General features: G+C 43.5%; 14 protein-coding genes. 6 read left to right on the forward strand and 8 right to left on the reverse strand.

The window, feature by feature from the left end; translation table 11 throughout:
* The first annotated feature begins 39 nt into the window (after nt 1-39).
* Complete coding sequence (locus B9G53_RS06910) at nt 40-822, forward strand: MBL fold metallo-hydrolase (RefSeq protein ID WP_094530542.1); 783 nt, start codon at nt 40-42, stop codon at nt 820-822.
* Between the two features lie 43 nt (nt 823-865).
* Here B9G53_RS06910 and B9G53_RS06915 read toward each other — a convergent pair whose 3' ends face one another.
* The 5 genes from B9G53_RS06915 to psaA form a co-directional block, all read right to left on the reverse strand.
* Nucleotides 866-1,957 (reverse strand): L,D-transpeptidase, encoded by a 1,092-nt coding sequence (locus B9G53_RS06915; RefSeq protein ID WP_094530544.1) that lies wholly within the window; start codon nt 1,955-1,957, stop codon nt 866-868.
* A gap of 101 nt (nt 1,958-2,058) precedes the next feature.
* Nucleotides 2,059-4,548 (reverse strand): EcsC family protein, encoded by a 2,490-nt coding sequence (locus B9G53_RS06920; protein WP_094530546.1) that lies wholly within the window; start codon nt 4,546-4,548, stop codon nt 2,059-2,061.
* A 29-nt stretch (nt 4,549-4,577) separates the two neighbouring features.
* A complete protein-coding gene (locus tag B9G53_RS06925; RefSeq protein ID WP_094530548.1) occupies nt 4,578-5,693 on the reverse strand; it encodes a hypothetical protein in 1,116 nt (371 codons plus the stop codon).
* 149 nt (nt 5,694-5,842) lie between these two features.
* Nucleotides 5,843-8,071 carry a photosystem I core protein PsaB gene (gene psaB / locus B9G53_RS06930; RefSeq protein WP_094530593.1) on the reverse strand — a complete coding sequence of 743 codons (2,229 nt, stop codon included), beginning with the start codon at nt 8,069-8,071 and terminating at the stop codon, nt 5,843-5,845.
* A 25-nt stretch (nt 8,072-8,096) separates the two neighbouring features.
* Complete coding sequence (gene psaA / locus B9G53_RS06935) at nt 8,097-10,349, reverse strand: photosystem I core protein PsaA (protein WP_094530550.1); 2,253 nt, start codon at nt 10,347-10,349, stop codon at nt 8,097-8,099.
* Nucleotides 10,350-10,785: 436 nt separating this feature from the next.
* Between psaA and B9G53_RS06940 the strand changes: the two genes are divergently transcribed.
* The 3 genes from B9G53_RS06940 (at nt 10,786) to B9G53_RS06950 (ending at nt 13,929) form a co-directional block, all read left to right on the forward strand.
* Nucleotides 10,786-11,790 (forward strand): transaldolase, encoded by a 1,005-nt coding sequence (locus tag B9G53_RS06940; protein ID WP_094530595.1) that lies wholly within the window; start codon nt 10,786-10,788, stop codon nt 11,788-11,790.
* A 109-nt stretch (nt 11,791-11,899) separates the two neighbouring features.
* Nucleotides 11,900-13,519 (forward strand): AAA family ATPase, encoded by a 1,620-nt coding sequence (locus B9G53_RS06945; protein ID WP_094530554.1) that lies wholly within the window; start codon nt 11,900-11,902, stop codon nt 13,517-13,519.
* A gap of 35 nt (nt 13,520-13,554) precedes the next feature.
* Nucleotides 13,555-13,929, forward strand: coding sequence for a DUF1257 domain-containing protein (locus tag B9G53_RS06950; RefSeq protein WP_094530556.1), 375 nt, complete (start codon nt 13,555-13,557; stop codon nt 13,927-13,929).
* Here the strand turns inward: B9G53_RS06950 and B9G53_RS06955 are convergent.
* Nucleotides 13,926-14,108 carry a hypothetical protein gene (locus B9G53_RS06955; RefSeq protein WP_094530558.1) on the reverse strand — a complete coding sequence of 61 codons (183 nt, stop codon included), beginning with the start codon at nt 14,106-14,108 and terminating at the stop codon, nt 13,926-13,928. The two genes, B9G53_RS06950 and B9G53_RS06955, sit on opposite strands and share 4 nt — an antisense overlap.
* A gap of 229 nt (nt 14,109-14,337) precedes the next feature.
* Entirely contained in the window at nt 14,338-15,096 is a 759-nt protein-coding gene (locus B9G53_RS06960) for an EAL domain-containing protein (RefSeq protein WP_094530560.1), read from the reverse strand.
* Nucleotides 15,097-15,242: 146 nt separating this feature from the next.
* Here B9G53_RS06960 and B9G53_RS06965 point away from each other — a divergent pair, with 146 nt between their 5' ends.
* Together B9G53_RS06965 and B9G53_RS06970 are read left to right on the forward strand one after the other, a co-directional pair.
* Complete coding sequence (locus B9G53_RS06965; RefSeq protein WP_094530562.1) at nt 15,243-15,788, forward strand: CAP domain-containing protein; 546 nt, start codon at nt 15,243-15,245, stop codon at nt 15,786-15,788.
* 51 nt (nt 15,789-15,839) lie between these two features.
* Nucleotides 15,840-16,466 carry a pseudouridine synthase gene (locus B9G53_RS06970; protein WP_094530598.1) on the forward strand — a complete coding sequence of 209 codons (627 nt, stop codon included), beginning with the start codon at nt 15,840-15,842 and terminating at the stop codon, nt 16,464-16,466.
* On the opposite strand, the gene B9G53_RS06975 is transcribed toward B9G53_RS06970, so the two are convergent.
* The gene (locus B9G53_RS06975) at nt 16,422-17,156 is read right to left on the reverse strand and encodes a lipoate--protein ligase family protein (RefSeq protein ID WP_094530564.1); all 735 of its coding nucleotides are present in this window, start codon (nt 17,154-17,156) and stop codon (nt 16,422-16,424) included. The genes B9G53_RS06970 and B9G53_RS06975 overlap by 45 nt on opposite strands.
* Nucleotides 17,157-17,194 lie beyond the last annotated feature (38 nt).

A 17,194-nucleotide genomic window follows, 5' to 3' on the forward strand; every position in this document is an offset into this window, starting at 1 on the left:
CCTCACGCAACCCAAAAAATACTCAATTAACTAAACAACATGCGCCGCAGACAAATTCTTCGACTCGCCCAAGGTGGACTAATCTCAGCATTTACCGCAGGAATCATCGCTGACGCAGCCAACTCTCAGACTAATTCAACTCTAAGGCTTCAATGGTTGGGCCATCTGTCATTTTTAATCTCAGGGGATAATGTCAGCTTTTTAACACATCCTTTCCGTCCTGCGGGTTGTACAGCAAAATTAACTTCTCCTACGGCAAAATCTGACTATATTTTAATTAGCTCACGATTATTAGATGAAGGATATTTAGAAAATCTCCCCAAAGATACGCGAGTTTTGTCTGAGCCAGGTTCTTACAATCTGAAGGGGATTAATCTGCAAGGCATCACCATGGATCACGATCGCATTGGTGGTCGCAGATTTGGACGCAATGTCGCATGGCGCTGGAAACAATCGGGGATTTTTATCTTGCATTTAGGTGGGGCAGCCGCACCTATCAATGCTTCTCAAAGAATTTTGATGGGTCGTCCCGATGTTTTGATCTTGCCCATTGGCGGTAATCCTCAAGGTACTGATCCGATGCAACTAAAAGCTTATTCTCCAGTCGAAGCTAGGGCGATCGTCCAAGAACTTAATCCCCGCATTGTCATCCCCACTTATTACCGTACTGACAAATCCAGTAATTCTTGCCAACTAGCATCAGTAGATGAGTTCCTCTCCCTTATGCCCCCCGACACGGTTCGTAAACTCGAAGGCTCAACGCTAGACCTCAATGCTAGTAGTCTCCCGCAAACTACTGTAGTGCGCGTTCTCAAATCATAAACCAAACCATAAAAAAGGAGACTTGCTAAGCAAGTCTCCTTTTTTATGGTGATACTCTCACGATAGTTCCTACGGTTACTTGGCTAAATAATTCTCGGACATCTTCGTTATACATACGGATACAGCCATGAGAAGCCGCTTGCCCAACTGAGGCTCGGTTAGGAGTACCATGAAACCCAGACCAATCCTTGCCGTTTGTCCAAAAGCCAATCCAGCGATCGCCTAGCGGATTTTCAGGATCTTTGCTCGGAATTACATCGCCTGTAAAAGGATTTTGCCAAGCAGGATACTCAATCGTTTGTAAAACCCGATGATTGCCGATTGGAGTACTCCACCCTTCTTTCCCAACTGCCACAGGATATGTTTTTAAAGGTATTTCACCATGAAAGGCGGTGACCTTACGCTTGCTGATGCTAACTTCGAGGCGTGTCACTTGCATCAGTTCACGATCCCAAAGCTGTCGATTGGGATTAATCGTATAGAGCGAGCCTAGTGCTGGTAATTTCTTTTGATAAGCAAGAGCCTGATAAAGCAATACGGCTAGTTCACTTTTCGTAATCGCATTAGTCGGCGCAAGAATACGTGGGTCGGGATAGTTGGTAACTAAACCTTGTTGGGTAAGTGTTGCGATCGCAGGGATAGCATAGTCAGGAACTTTCAAAGCATCACGATACATTGACAACAAATATGTTTGCGGTGTTTTGTGGGCTTTGCTATTGAGGTTAAGTTCACGGGCGATCGCCACTAAGACCTCGGCTTTGGTGGCAGGCTCATTTAAGCGCGTCGTAATCTTGGGAACATTGCGATTAGCAAAGGCAATTTCTAATAAGTTGGCAAGTTCAGCACGGGTAATGGGGCGATCGGGCTGAAATTGGCTATTTGCATCAGGATTCACTAAAGCAGCATTCAAAGCTGGCTGTGACAATAACCCTTCAACAAACAATCGCGACCAATGGTTTTGTAAATCTATGAATAAAAAGCGCTTGGGATTCGATGAATTACTTTTAGTATCTAGATTTTTTGCCCAAGTAATATCATTTTGAGGATTTCCACCGAGTGAAATAACAGCAAATATATTGGCAGCGATAACAACGCGCACAAAAGAAGATAAAAGATTTTGAGATTGTATCCCCATAATTCTCAATTGATGTTGCGTTTAAGGTTGACTTAATTGTCTAAAGTAGCTATGCAGTCTAACATATTTCATCAAAAAGCCAACCACACTAAATTTACGCTTTAAGTAAATTTCTGATGAATCATCTCAATTACTTTTGCTTCTTCAGGAGTCATGATGTCGTCTAACATCGCAAATTTCTGACATTGGACAAACAAAGATAACGCATACTCTGGCTTGAGATCCTTTAATAATACCTCCAGCGGAAGTGGTGAATCCATATACTCAGCGATCGCATCAATCGATTCTGGTCTAAGATTTGCCGCCTTCAGATCAGCCAAAACACTTTCCTTACTTTTGCCTTGATTACCTGCCAAGATCACATGAACGAGAATTTGATCGATAATCTGTTCTTGGGGAATCGCACTTTTTAAACGCTCTTCACTATCTTTTTGAATATCTACTAATTTTTCTTCAAAGTTGACAGGGTTTAACTTAGCCTCATAAAAAGCACAACTCGCTTGACCAAGTGTGTAAAGCATCACTGCATCAGAGCTTGCAGCAATCACGGCTCCTGCAAGTGGAATATTTCGTAACAGTCCTAATCCTGCTTTGATTGCCATTTTGCCGCCAAAAGCTAACCCGAATACGGCGACAACTTCTCCTTTTCTAGCTGGGTCTTTAAGATCCATTCCATAGGCACAAGCAATTTGATAAACCATCTCAGCTTGGAGCGAAGTTGTTGCAGCCAGATCAACTGCAAACAAAGCTGCGGCAGAACCAGGGACAATTGTAGTAGCAAATCCAGACGCTCCCGCAAACACAGCTTTTTGTCCAATAATTCTTTGAGCAATTTGATAGGCTGAATCGTTGGGATATTGTTGTTTTAAGCGCTGTACCTCGGCTTCTGATGCGACAGCATCTACCTGATCTATTATTTTCAGAAACCAATCAGCATTAAACACCTCGGCAGCTTTCCGAATTAGAGGACTATTACCAACAGTCTCGATCGCAAATCCTGCGCTACTAGTTGCTGATGAAATTCCACCAACAACAGCACCACCAACTGTTTGCGTAAATGCACCAGCCGCGCCTCCAATTGCTCCTGCGGTTGCCACTGCCGCACCACCGACTGCATTACCAACAGATCCTGCTATACCTCCAACTGTACTTCCCGCACTAACGATCGCCCCGCCAACATTTCCCGCCGCACCCGCAACCGTGCCACCAACGACACCAGCCGCACCACCTACAGCATTTCCAACAGATCCAGCCGCTCCTGCAACTGTGCCACCAACTGCACTAGCTGCATTACCAACTGCTCCTGCGGCTCCTGCAACTGCACCGAATGCGCCATCCCACCAATTACCTTTTTGTGCCTTCTCAGTAGTTACCGTAATTGCAGAGTCTTTTGTAGAAGCTTCGTCTTTTACTTGAGAATTATCAACGGATTCAGAGAGATTAGTCACATCAACAATTTCACCACTAACATGAGCAGTTTCCTCTACAATCTCCTCACCTGCTTGAACCGCACCTTTAGCAATCTTTTTCAACAAGTTTTTATTGAACATGTCTTTATTTTCTACTAAGCTAATTGCTTGTATCTCAGTTTTGATATCAGGTTCAGGTTTAGCAAAAATTGATTGAGGTAAGTTTTTTTCACTATCTAGAGCTTGAATATACCTTAAGATATCATGTTCAATAAGCAGTGTCTCAGTAATCTTTCCGAGATAACCTCCAATACTTTCAGTTACTAAAGCCTGAATATTCCCTTGAAATTGAAAGATTTTGACAAGGCTACTGCTGATTTCGGAAAAAGCAGCACCGTGATCTGGTTTCTCTAGCAAGATTTTCAAAAATTCAGATTGCTGTTTCTGAATATTCATTTGAGAGGCATCAAGTTTATAAACTTTGCCTGTGGAATGCAGTAAATACTCTGGCTCAGGATGGCTATACTCCGTGAGAGTTTTACTCATCTTCGCTAATGGCTGTTGAACTTGAGGCAGCCAAGACAAGTTAATGCCAGTCATCTCCACAATACAGCCTCCCAATAGTGGCAAATGGGGAACCAGATCCCCAGGGGTACGAAACCTATAGAGTGATGATTCTAATTTCACGCTCTCAGTTCCCAAAGGCGGCGCACCAAATGTATAGGTTTCGAGACTAGAATAACTGGGCTTTAAATCAGATTTATTGAGTTTATGAGCGAGTAAAGTTGCTGAAGCGCCGCCTAGACTATGCCCTGTAGTAATGATTTTGGGTTTATCTTTGAGCAAATCGGGCAGAATATTTTGTAGTTGTTTCCAAATTGGCTCGGTGTACAGTTGGAAACCAAAATGAAATTCATCGACAATACGCGGTGTCAGTAAGTTATACATCCAGTCCTTGACGCTGACTGTCCCCCGAATCGCAATAACTATTTCTTGTTCACCATTTATTGCCACAAAGCCATAGTGTTCTGTCCCTTCTCTAAGTAGTTCAAGAATTTGGTAAGCTTGTAAATTCGGCGATTCACTTGCGTTTAGCTTCTCATGGATTTCTGCTAGTTCGGTGCTGTATGCCAACCAAGCTAGGTAGGAAAGTTCTAATGCTTTGGAATATTCGTGAGTCATTAAATAAATCTCTGGGAATTACAACTACATCAAGCTTCAACAGGTGCAGATGGGATTAAATACATCAAATCTTTATTCTCTGAATGCTGTTTGTCCACTGGAGCTAGTAGAGTCCATTCACGAAAAGTTATTCCAAGTTTTGAAATTGCTTTCAGCTCGGACTGATAAGCCTCAAAACGTTGAATGCTTTCAATCATCGACTCCATAGTTGAGAAAACCTGTGGAAGACGATTCATTGCTTCCGTTTTCATTTCTTCTCTATTACCCCACATACTGCCCTGAACCTCAGATTCATATACTATTGCCTGAGGCAGTTTATTCACCCATTGATAGCCTGATTCAATACTTTGATCCTTTTTGAGACTAAAAATATTATCCCGTTGCATTTCAAACACAGCAGCAGCATCTAGACTTGGATCAATCCACCGATAAACGTTTGTAAGTTTGCTTAATCCAATTTCATTTTTAAATTTTGGATGTAAATAAGCGGCGGGGTTGGAGGTAAGCAGGATATCAAGATATTTACGAATGCGATTGCTAATTACTTTAGATCCTGCTTCTAAACGTTGCAAAGCGACATCAGACTCTTCTAGTTCTAAATGACATCGCGCTTCGGCAATATAGGCTAGAGATAGAGTTAACAAATATTCGTGGACGAGTTTACTGCATAGCTCAAGTTCCTTGTCTATATAGTCTAGATAAATATGCTCTGCTTCTAGCAACCGATTGATAGCTTGAATTGCCATATTTTTACGAGTTTCTAACTGGTTCATCGAAAAAGCATTGGTTGCTAAATCAAGAGCAGCGCGAAAGTTAGCATAAAAGCCTAGATCGATTTTGCGATCAATTTTCTCTAAGGTCTTCTGGATTTTTTGTAATCGGTCTTCTAAATCTTTGAGTTTATGCAATACAGCCGCAAAACCCATTACGGAAATACCTAAGTTGAGGATACTGGCGCTAGACGCTATATCCCCTAATGTCAGTAAATTATTTACTGAAGTATTAGGAACATCGCGTAGCCATGTAACTATATTCTTTTTCCCAAAAACTTCTCGAATTACGCCACCAGTGCGATAGTAAATCCCATTTGCCAGTCCTTCAGCAATTTCAGGCGGGATATCTAATGTTGGTGTTATCGTAATCATGCTATTTTCACATTATAGTTAGTTTTTAGTTTAATATATTTTTGTGGCAGGCGATCGCCTTGCTAATGAGATTATCTGAAAGGCGATCACCAAATAAAAAATCCCCCACATTGCTGTGAGGGATTTTTTTAATTAACTAGCAATCTAGATTAACCGAAAGCCGTTGTCGTTGAGGCGATCAGGAAGGCTGCATACGTGACGATGTAACCAACTGTGAAGTGAGCCAAGCCAACCAAACGAGCTTGAACGATGGAGAGAGCAACAGGCTTGTCTTTCCACTGAACCAAACTTGCAAGAGGTGTGCGTTGGTGCGCCCATACTAGGGTTTCGATCAACTCTTGCCAGTAACCACGCCAAGAGATCAAGAACATGAATCCAGTTGCCCAAACAAGGTGTCCGAAGAGGAACATCCAAGCCCAAACAGAGATATTGTTCATGCCATAGGGGTTATAGCCATTGATCAACTGTGCAGAGTTGAGCCATAGGTAGTCACGGAGCCAGCCCATGATGGTGACAGAAGATTCGTTGAACTGAGCAACGTTACCTTGCCATACACCGAGGTGTTTCCAATGCCAGTAGAAGGTCACCCAACCAATGGTATTCAACATCCAGAACATAGCGAGGTAGAAGGAATCCCATGCCGAGATATCGCAAGTACCGCCACGACCAGGACCGTCACAAGGGAAGCTGTAGCCAAAGTCTTTTTTGTCTGGCATCAGCTTAGATCCACGAGCATCCAACGCGCCCTTAACCAAGATTAAGGTGGTGGTGTGTAGACCTAGGGCGATCGCATGGTGAACTAGGAAGTCTCCAGGACCAATGGTGAGGAACAAAGAGTTATCACCAGCATTAATACCAGCCAACCAACCAGACAACCAAACGTTACCGCTATTTGGCCAAGCTGTTGCAGCGATGCTATCAGGGTTAGAAAGTAGGACATCAAATCCATACAATGCTTTACCGTGAGCAGCTTGAATCCATTGAGCAAATACAGGCTCGATCAAGATTTGCTTTTCAGGAGTACCAAACGCTTGCATTACGTCATTGTGAACATAGATGCCAAGGGTGTGGAAACCTAAGAAAAGAGATACCCAGCTTAGGTGAGAGATGATTGCTTCCTTATGCTCAAGCATACGTGCAAGCACGTTGTTCTTGTTAGATTCAGGATCATAGTCACGAACGAAGAAGATCGCACCGTGAGCAAATGCACCAACCATCAAGAAACCAGCAATATATTGGTGATGAGTATATAGAGCAGCTTGAGTGGTGAAGTCCTTAGCAATAAACGCATAGGAAGGCATCGAATACATGTGCTGAGCAACCAAGGAGGTTACAACACCCAAGCAAGCCAAGTGCCATCCGAGTTGGAAGTGCAAAGAGTTGTTGTAAGTGTCATACATGCCCTTATGACCGTCACCGATCATGCCGCCAAAAGGAGTACCCTTAGGAGGATTGTGAGCTTCCATGATTGTCTTCATGCTGTGACCGATACCAAAGTTGGTACGGTACATATGACCAGCAACGATAAACAAAACAGCAATCGCTAAGTGGTGATGTGCAATGTCAGTCAACCACAGAGACTCAGTTTGAGGATGGAATCCACCAAGGAAGGTCAGAATTGCTGTACCAGCACCTTGAGCGGAACCAAACACATGACCTGCGGTATCAGGATTCTGAGCATATACGCCCCAGTTACCAGTGAAGAAAGGCGCAAGCCCTGCTGGATGAGGAGGAACGCTCAGGAAGTTATCCCAACCCACATGTACACCGCGCGATTCAGGAATCGCAACGTGAACCATGTGACCAGTCCAAGCCAAAGAGCTAACACCGAACAAACCAGCTAAGTGGTGGTTTAGACGAGACTCAGCATTCTTGAACCAAGAAAGGCTAGGACGGAAGCTAGGCTGAAGGTGCAACCAACCTGCAAACAGGAGAACTGCTGCGAATACTAGCATCCAGATTGCGCCAGCAAACAGTTCAGCGTTGGTACGCATACCGATGGTGTACCACCAGTGGTAAACACCAGAAAGAGCGATATTTACAGGACCAGCAGCAGCGGTTTGAGTAAACGCTTCTACTGCTGCCTTACCAAAGTGAGGGTCCCAAATCGCATGGGCGATCGGACGTGTAGTGAGAGGATTTTGAATCCATTGCTCGAAGTTACCCTGCCACGCTACGTGAAACAGGTTGCCAGATGTCCACAGGAAGATGATTGCCAAGTGACCAAAGTGTGAAGCAAAAATCTTTTGGTAAAGACTTTCTTCGGTAACACCATCGTGACTTTCAAAATCGTTCGCTGTGGCGATCGCATACCAGATCCGACGGGTTGTTGGATCCTGTGCGAGAGCCTGGCTAAACTTAGGAAATTTCGTTGCCATAATTACTTCAATTTCTCCGTTAATATTAGCCAAGTGCACCGTAACGGGCTAGGAAGAATGCCCAAGTTGTGGCAATTCCACCTAAGAGGTAGTGAGCTAGACCCACTGCACGACCTTGAGTAATGCTCAAAGCGCGAGGAGAGATAGCAGGAGCAACGTTGAGCTTGTTGTGCGCCCAAACAATTGACTCGATCAATTCTTGCCAGTAGCCACGACCACTGAACAGGAACATGAGGCTAAATGCCCAGATGAAGTGAGCGCCCAAGAAGATCAAACCGTAAGCCGACAAAGCCGAACCGTAGGATTGAATTACGTTGGAAGCTTGCGCCCACAAGAAGTCACGTAACCAGCCGTTGATTGTCAATGCACTCTGTGCAAAGTTACCGCCAGCCATATTGGTGATTGTGCCGCTTGCATCAACAGTACCGAAGATGTCGGACTGCATTTTCCAAGAGAAGTGGAAGATAACAACGGAAATACAGTTGTACATCCAGAAAAGACCTAGGAATACATGATCCCATGCCGAAACTTGACATGTGCCGCCACGACCAGGCCCGTCGCAAGGGAAGCGGAAACCGAGTTCAGCTTTGTCTGGAATCAAGCGAGAGCTACGCGCATAAAGCACGCCTTTCAACAAAATTAAGACAGTAACGTGAATGGTGAATGCATGGATGTGGTGAACCAAGAAGTCAGCCGTACCAAGAGCCATGTGTGCAGCCGCAACTTTACCGCCGACAACAAGAGTTTCACCACCGAAGATGGGGCTAACACTAGCGCCTGCATAAGGAGCTGTTGTACCAGCAGCAGCAGCATGAACACCTTGAATCCAATTAGCGAAGACAGGCTTCAACTGAATTGCAGTGTCAGAGAACATGTCTTGAGGACGACCCAATGCACGCATGGTGTCGTTGTGGATGTAGAGTCCAAAGCTGTGGAAGCCAAGGAAGATACATACCCAGTTGAGGTGAGAAATAATTGCATCACGGTGACGAAGCACGCGATCAAGCAAGTTGTTTACATTCTTAGCAGGATCGTAATCACGAACCATGAAGATACCAGCGTGAGCAGCACCACCACAGATCAAGAAGCCGCCAATCCACATGTGATGTGTAAATAGTGAAACTTGAGTTGCGTAGTCAGTAGCAATATAGGGATAAGCAGGCATTGCATACATGTGTTGTGCAACGATGATGCTCAAAGAACCCATCAAAGCTAAGTTCCAAGACAACTGAGCGTGCCAAGAGGTTGTGAAGATTTCATACAAGCCCTTGTGACCTTCACCAGTTAAAGGACCCTTGTGAGCTTCAAGCATTTCCTTCATGCTGTGACCGATACCCCAGTTGGTGCGGTACATATGACCAGCAACAATGAAGAGTACAGCGATCGCAAGGTGATGGTGAGCTTGGTCAGTCAACCACAAAGCACCAGTTTGAGGATTCAAACCACCCTTAAAGGTCAAGAAGTCCGCATAAACGCCCCAGTTCAAGGAAAAGAAAGGAGTCAAACCTTGAGCAAAGCTTGGGAAAATATCCGACATTAAGGAAGGATTAAGAATGAACTCATGGGGTGCAGGTATCTGAGTCGCAGCTACGCCCTTGTCAAGGTAATAGTTGACAGGAATCGAAACATGGATCTGATGACCAGCCCAACCAAGAGAACCTAAACCGAGCAAACCAGCCAAGTGGTGGTTCATCATCGATTCAGCATTCTTAAACCACTCAAGTTTAGGAGCAGCCTTGTGGTAGTGAAACCAACCAGCGAAGAACATCAAACCTGCCATCACCAAACCGCCAATTGCGGTGCAGAGGAGTTGATACTCGGTAGTGATACCAGATGCTCTCCAAAGGTGGAACAAACCAGAAGTGATTTGAATACCTTGGAAACCGCCGCCAACATCGCCATTCAAGATATCTTGACCGACAACATTCCAGACCACTTGGGCGCTGGGTTTGATGTTGACTGGATCGGCAAGCCAACCAGTGTAGTTAGAGAATTTTGCTCCATGGTAATACATACCACTGAGCCAGATAAAGATAATACCTAGATGCCCAAAGTGAGCGGAGAAGATCTTACGGGCAGTATCTTCTTCGGTTGTGAAACTGTCAAAGTCATGCACATTGGCATGAAGATCCCAAATCCATGTGGTAGTCTTTGGTCCCTTCTTTAAGGTGCGATCAAAGTGACCAGGTTGTCCCCACTTCTCAAAGGAAGTAGGTACTACGTCACGATCAACCGATACCTTTACCTCTGTGTCTGGCTTTTGAGGAGTCATTGTCATGTAAATTTTCCTCTCTCAGACTGTTAAGACAAAGTAGATTAAACGATTAGGCTAGTTCTCTCATAGTGCTGAATCTATGAATGAGATAAGTACTGCTTTAACAAGAGAACCTAAGCCACGATGTCGTAATTATAGATTTACGTTTGTGTCGCTCTAGAATCTTTGTAACAATTGTTTAGAATGTCTCAAATTAGCTCAATCCTTGACTCTGCGATAAATTTGGGCAAACAAGCTAAGTTTCTTAAGTCAATGAGTTCTACATTTTTCTTAATAAAACTTTATTTAATTCGTGAATTTCATGTTTTACCACCTATTTACACAGTGATCTTGTAATTACTCTAAAGGTTGCCCCAGGCTCAAAATTGTTAAGGCTAAGATAGGCGTGCAAAGGTAGCCAGTTATGATTGGTGCTATGGAGGATTTTATGCCTAATGATTTGCCTAAAAGTTTTCTTGATCAGTTACGTGACATGACCGTCGTTGTTGCAGACACAGGGGATATTCATGCAATTGAGATGGTGAAGCCCCAAGATGCAACCACAAACCCATCTTTGATTACGGCGGCGGCTCAGATGCCCCAATATCAGGAAATTGTTGACGAGACTTTGCTAGAAGCCAGAAAAGATCTGGGTAAAGATGTCCCACCAACTCAAGTGGTTTCTTTAGCTTTTGATCGTTTAGCGATCGCCTTTGGGATGAGGATTTTGCAAATTATTCCTGGTCGTGTTTCCACTGAAGTAGATGCGCGTTTGTCTTATAACACTGAAGCCACGATCGCTAAGGCGCATTATTTAATTTCACAGTATGAGGCTCATGGGATTTCCCGCGATCGCATCTTGATTAAAATTGCCTCAACTTGGGAAGGGATCAAGGCAGCCGAATCACTTGAGAAAGAAGGTATTCACTGCAATTTGACTTTGCTATTTGGGTTACACCAAGCGATCGCCTGTGCTGAGGCAGGCGTGAAATTAATTTCACCCTTTGTAGGACGGATTCTCGATTGGTACAAGAAAGATACAGGTAAAGATAGCTATCCTGCTGCCGAAGACCCAGGGGTATTATCAGTGGCAAGAATTTATAACTACTACAAAAAGTTTGGTTATAAAACCGAGATCATGGGCGCAAGTTTCCGCAATATGGGCGAGATCGTTGAGCTGGCGGGCTGTGATTTGTTGACAATTTCCCCTGCTTTACTGGATGAGTTACACCATACACAAGGCGAACTAGTCCGCAAACTTGATCCCGAAATTGCCTCTCAGTCAGATATTGCCCAAATCCCCATGGATAAGGCGACTTTTGAAGCTATGCACGCTAGCGATCGCATGGCAGCCGAAAAGCTTGACGAGGGAATCAAGGGGTTCTCTAAAGCACTCGTCACCTTAGAGGAGCTTCTCACTGACAGACTAGCCAAACTCGAAGAGCAAGTACTCACAGCAGCCTAATTATGTTTCCAGCGCCGAAGGCGCTGGAAACATTGATTTTTATAATGAAAATTCCAGAAGTAGGGTGGGCATTGCCCACCCTACTTTGCTTATTGCTATACTTGCCAATATGTTGCCACAATCGCCAATAGTTTCACTATCTCCGCTCAAAAGCAGAGTCTATCAAGCTCTGATAGAGCAGTTTGATCTCTTACTTCGTGCCAAATATCCGCTCATATATATAGTTACAGCCGAAGAAGAGCCTGTTGAAGATATTTTGACAGAGGTAGCATTGCAATCTAGTCCTAGCCGCAAAATCTTGTTTTGGGACATTGCCAGAGGCTGGAGCGACAATAATGCGGACAAAGGATCGGTGATGGCGGCTTTGTCACGTATAGCTCAACGGGATAAGGCAACTAAGGATGGCGATAACGTCTTATATGTATTGCGAGATTTGCATCCGATTCTTAAATATCCCCATCACGATCGCCACATTCCGATTATTCGCGAGTTAAAAAATCTTGCCCGAGATCTGAAACTTGATCGCCGCACTATCGCTCTAACTAGCCATGTCTTAGAAATACCACCTGAATTGACCGAAGAAATTACAGCGATCGATTTTCCTTTGCCTGCGATCGCCGAAATCGAATATTTAATTAAGCAAAAAATCTCACCAAATAGACTAAATTTGTCTAAATTAGCCTTGGAGCAACTAGTCAAGGCTTGTCAGGGTTTGAGCCGTACCCGTATTCAAAGAGTTTTAGCTAAGGCGATCGCTGAAAAAGAGCAAGTTAATGACGCTGATATTGATGCTGTCCTTGCCGAAAAGCAACAAGCGATCAGACAGACAGGGATTTTAGAATTTTTTACCGTTAACGAATCGCTGAAAAATGTGGGCGGTTTAGACAATCTCAAGCAATGGGTACGGATTCGGAGAGATGCTTTTACGGAAGAGGCAAAGCGCTACGGCATTCCCACGCCCAAGGGTGTTTTATTAGTCGGCATTCAAGGCACTGGCAAGTCTTTATCTGCTAAAACGATCACTAATGAATGGCGATTACCACTCTTACGTCTGGATATCGGACGACTATTTGGTAGTTTTGTGGGTGAGAGTGAGAGTCGGATGCGGCAGATGATTCAGCTTGCGGAGGCAACTGCCCCCTGTGTCTTGTGGATTGATGAGATTGATAAAGCCTTTGGTAATGCCAATATATCTACTGATGGAGACTCAGGTGCAAGTCGTCGTGTCTTTGGAACGTTAATCACATGGATGCAAGAAAAGACTGCCCCTGTTTTTATTGTTGCCACAGCTAACAATGTCCGAATTTTGCCAGCCGAACTTTTGCGAAAAGGTAGATTTGATGAGATTTTCTTTTTAAATTTACCGACCGAATCCGAACGGCAAGAAATTTTTAAAGTGCATTTACAAAAATTACGCCCCAGTCGTTTACGTGAATTTGACCTGATGCTCCTATCTCGACATACTAAAAACTTTAGTGGGGCAGAAATTGAACAGGTAATTATTGACGGTATTCATCGCGCCTTTGGTCGTGGCAGTAGTGGTAACCGTGAAGATTTCACCACTGAAGATATCATTAGTGCAATCGAGGAGACTGTCCCATTAGCCGCGATCGCCTCCCAGCAAATCGAATCCCTCAAACAATGGGCTGCTGAGTCTGGCGCAAGAACTGCGTCTAATGATGAGCAATTGCTTCAAGAATTACGAAAATTCGCAATTAACTTAGAATAAAAGGAGTGCTTTGCACTCCCTTTATTCTAAATTTTATGTCCCACTTCACTACGATCGCCATCGAAATTAAAAATGGTGACTTGCTTGAGCAAGCGTTGCAATCGCTAGGCTATCCTGTCAAGCAAAACACTTTAGTGCGCGGATACCTTGGCGATGCTACTACAGCCGACTATGTGATCCCCATGCCTAATGCCTATGACATTGGCTTTCGGAAAATGGGCGATCGCTATGAACTCATTGCTGACTTGTGGGGCGTAGCAATGAATATTGAGGAATTTCTAGGAGAACTAAATCAACAATATGCGGCTCAAATAGTTTTAGAAAGTGCCACGCAACAAGGATTTGCGATCGAGCAGCAGGAAGTACTAGAAGACGGGACAGTGCGGATTGTGATTGGTCGTTGGGCTTAATCAGAATTGCGAAATAGGGTTAAAACTGGTACGCAGGCTCCAATACATGAGGCGATCGCTCCAATTCCTGAAAAAATATGAGGAGCTTGAACATACTTAACTATTTCGTCTGTAGCAAGAGGCAAGGTTGCGAGTAGCACACACGACACACCTAAGCGAACTGCTAATTGATGAATCATGTTTTATTACTTGAATTCTACGTTTTTTAATCTGTCAACATCTCACACTAGGTTGACTGATGGGGATCGTCATCTATAAATAGAGTGATATATCGATATTGAAACGTTATATAAATATCAATAAATGTCAATTTCTATGAAGGTATATCGCAATCCTAAATAGTTTGTGAGAGTGTGTCACGAAGTGGCACACTCTCACAAACTATTTAATCTCACACATGAATTAGAGTTATGGATTACTTAGAGTCGCTAAACCTTGAAATTTCGGCTTGGCAAAATAATATCCTTGAAATAGCTCAATGCCAAAAGACTTGAGAATACTTAGCTCTTCGTAGGTTTCAACGCCTTCAGCTATTACCTTAATATCTAACTCTTTACATACTTGAATAATTCCTTTAACGATCGCTTGGCGACCCTTATTTTGATCAATGTGGCGAATTAAACCCATATCTAATTTGACTAAATCAGTTTGAAACTCAGCTAATAAGTTAAGTCCTGAGTACCCAGCCCCAAAGTCATCGATCGCCGTTAAAAAACCTTGTTGACGATAGTATTGGATAATTTCTCGAAGATGTACATGATCCTTAATTTTCTCCCCCTCCGTAATCTCAAAGATAATACGATCAATGGGAAACCCGAAGGTCTCAGCCGCCTCAAGGGTTGTCCGAATGCATAATTCAGGACGATAAACTGCATTTGGTAAGAAATTAATACTGACAAAAGATTTAATATTTAGCTTCGCCCCCAATTGAACAGCTTTGACTCGGCAAGCTTGATCAAAGCGATAACGATTTTCATCATTGATCCGCCCTAAAATTTCACCCGCAGGTTCCTCATTCATCCCCCTCACTAAAGCCTCTTGGGCAAAAACTTCTCTGGTAGTAGTGTTAACAATTGGCTGAAATGCCATCGTAAAGTCAAATCCTAGCCCTGCTCCCTTTGTACATTCAGCACAACCAATTGCTTTGTAGTCTTGGTACTGTGTCATTTGTGTTACCTAAATATTTCGTTGCATAGTTTGAAAACTTAAATTTTTTTGGAGCATGTAATTTACGTTCTTTAATATGGGAACCCTTAAATGATGGCAAAGTCAATAACCATGTGTATTTATTCACAAGTTGGGCAACTAATTTTATGAAATCAACTTTAGTCTGCTGTAGCCTTTTGGTATTTGGGGGGACAATGGCGATCGCACTGGATCTGAGTGCAGCATCTTTATCCAAACCACAAAACCAAATTTCGTCCATCGAATCTATTCGTAATATAAGCCAAAGTACTAGCCGAGTTAGCTTTGCAAATGAGTTATTAAAGCTGACGAACTTAGAGCGTCAAAAAGTCGGGTTGCCTCCTCTAAAGCTATCTTCACAATTGACAAGCGCAGCTCAGTCACATGCTGGAGATATGGCAAGGAATAATTATTTTAGTCATACAGGGCTGAATGGTTCAAGTATGGTAGACAGAGCTAAGGGGACTGGCTATAAATATTCCGCTTTAGGAGAAAATATTGCCGCAGGTAAAGCCACACCTGAAGGGACAATTCGCCAATGGATGAATAGCTCTGGACATCGAGATAATATTCTCAATCCTAGGTTTACAGAAATTGGCTTTGGATATGCGAATGCACCTAACTCTCCCTATCGGCATTACTGGGTGCAGGTATTTGGAAAGCCCCAGCGCTAGATTAGAATAAAAAAGCTCGCAATGCGAGCTTTTTTATTCTCTAAAAAATTTATGAGTGATCGCCGCGATATTCCCAAATATGTTCCCATATATATTGTTTTCTACAAACCCTATGGTGTTCTCTGTCAGTTTACTGATGACAGTACCTCTCCTCGTCCCACTTTAAAGGAATATATTGATATCCCCGAAGTGTATTCAGTAGGAAGATTGGATTTTGACAGTGAAGGATTGTTACTCCTCACCAATGATGGACAGTTAAAGCATCGCTTAATCGATCCCCAGTTTGAACATCCCCGAACCTATTGGGTACAAGTAGAAAACATTCCCACAGAAGCAGCTTTGCAGAAATTACGCAATGGGATGACCATCCAAGGGTATCGCACTAAACCAGCGATCGCTAATTTATTAGATACTGAACCAGATTTACCAGAGCGGAATCCGCCTATTCGCTTTCGGGCAAATATCCCGACAACTTGGCTAGAGCTAACCTTAACTGAAGGAAAAAATCGACAAGTCAGGAAAATGACGGCAGCAGTGGGATTTCCAACCCTGCGGTTAGTCCGTGTGGCGATCGCCCATTTAAGTTTGGGAGATCTAGCTGTGGGACAATGGCGAAATTTGACTCCAGCAGAACTACAAGAACTCCGTCTGAAAGTAATCCCGCGCCGATTGAGATAGAACATCGATAATTTCTACTGCTAAGTCTTTATGGGTATTCCAAGCCAGTTCTTGGTAGCCAACAATCGGAACTTCCGCTTGAAATAGCTCTGTCAGTAACTTGTAATTGGGATTGATCGAGATTGAGCCGTGCTGCAAAACTGAATTATGACGATAAACTTGAGCGCTACCGATCAGTTTGCGTCCATCCGCAATTACTAAATCCGCATTGGTTGCTGTGGAGAAACAACTGGGATTGTGAATATAGCCGCGTCCTGCCTTGCCATAGCTTAAATTGATCCCCAACTTGGCAAAACCTTGAATGAGAAATTCGCTGATATATTCATAGATCTCACGATGCGATCGCTTTCTGCCAAAGGTGTTGTCATCAAACTCACCAACTTTATCCCCACAAATATCAGCACTGGTAATTACTGCATAAGTCAACTCGCCTTGATGCAGCACAGCACGCCCCCCACTCGGACGACGAACGATGTCGAGATTATGCTTTTGAGCGATCGCATTCCAACGAACGGGATATTGCTTTTGATGAAGCCCTAAAGAAATTGCGGGTGGAGTCCAGCGATAAAATCTTAAAATTGATGGTGATTGCGGATCTTGGCTATGAAGATCGAGCAAAGAATTATCAAGAGCCATTTGCAACTTTCCCGATATCTCGGAATAAGGAACAAGCTGCCATTGTTTGTTCATGAATTTATCAAAATGACAAGAAAGTACCCTTGGGTACT

It is taken from the genome of Pseudanabaena sp. SR411 (assembly GCF_002251945.1).
In the GTDB taxonomy this organism is placed as follows: domain Bacteria; phylum Cyanobacteriota; class Cyanobacteriia; order Pseudanabaenales; family Pseudanabaenaceae; genus Pseudanabaena.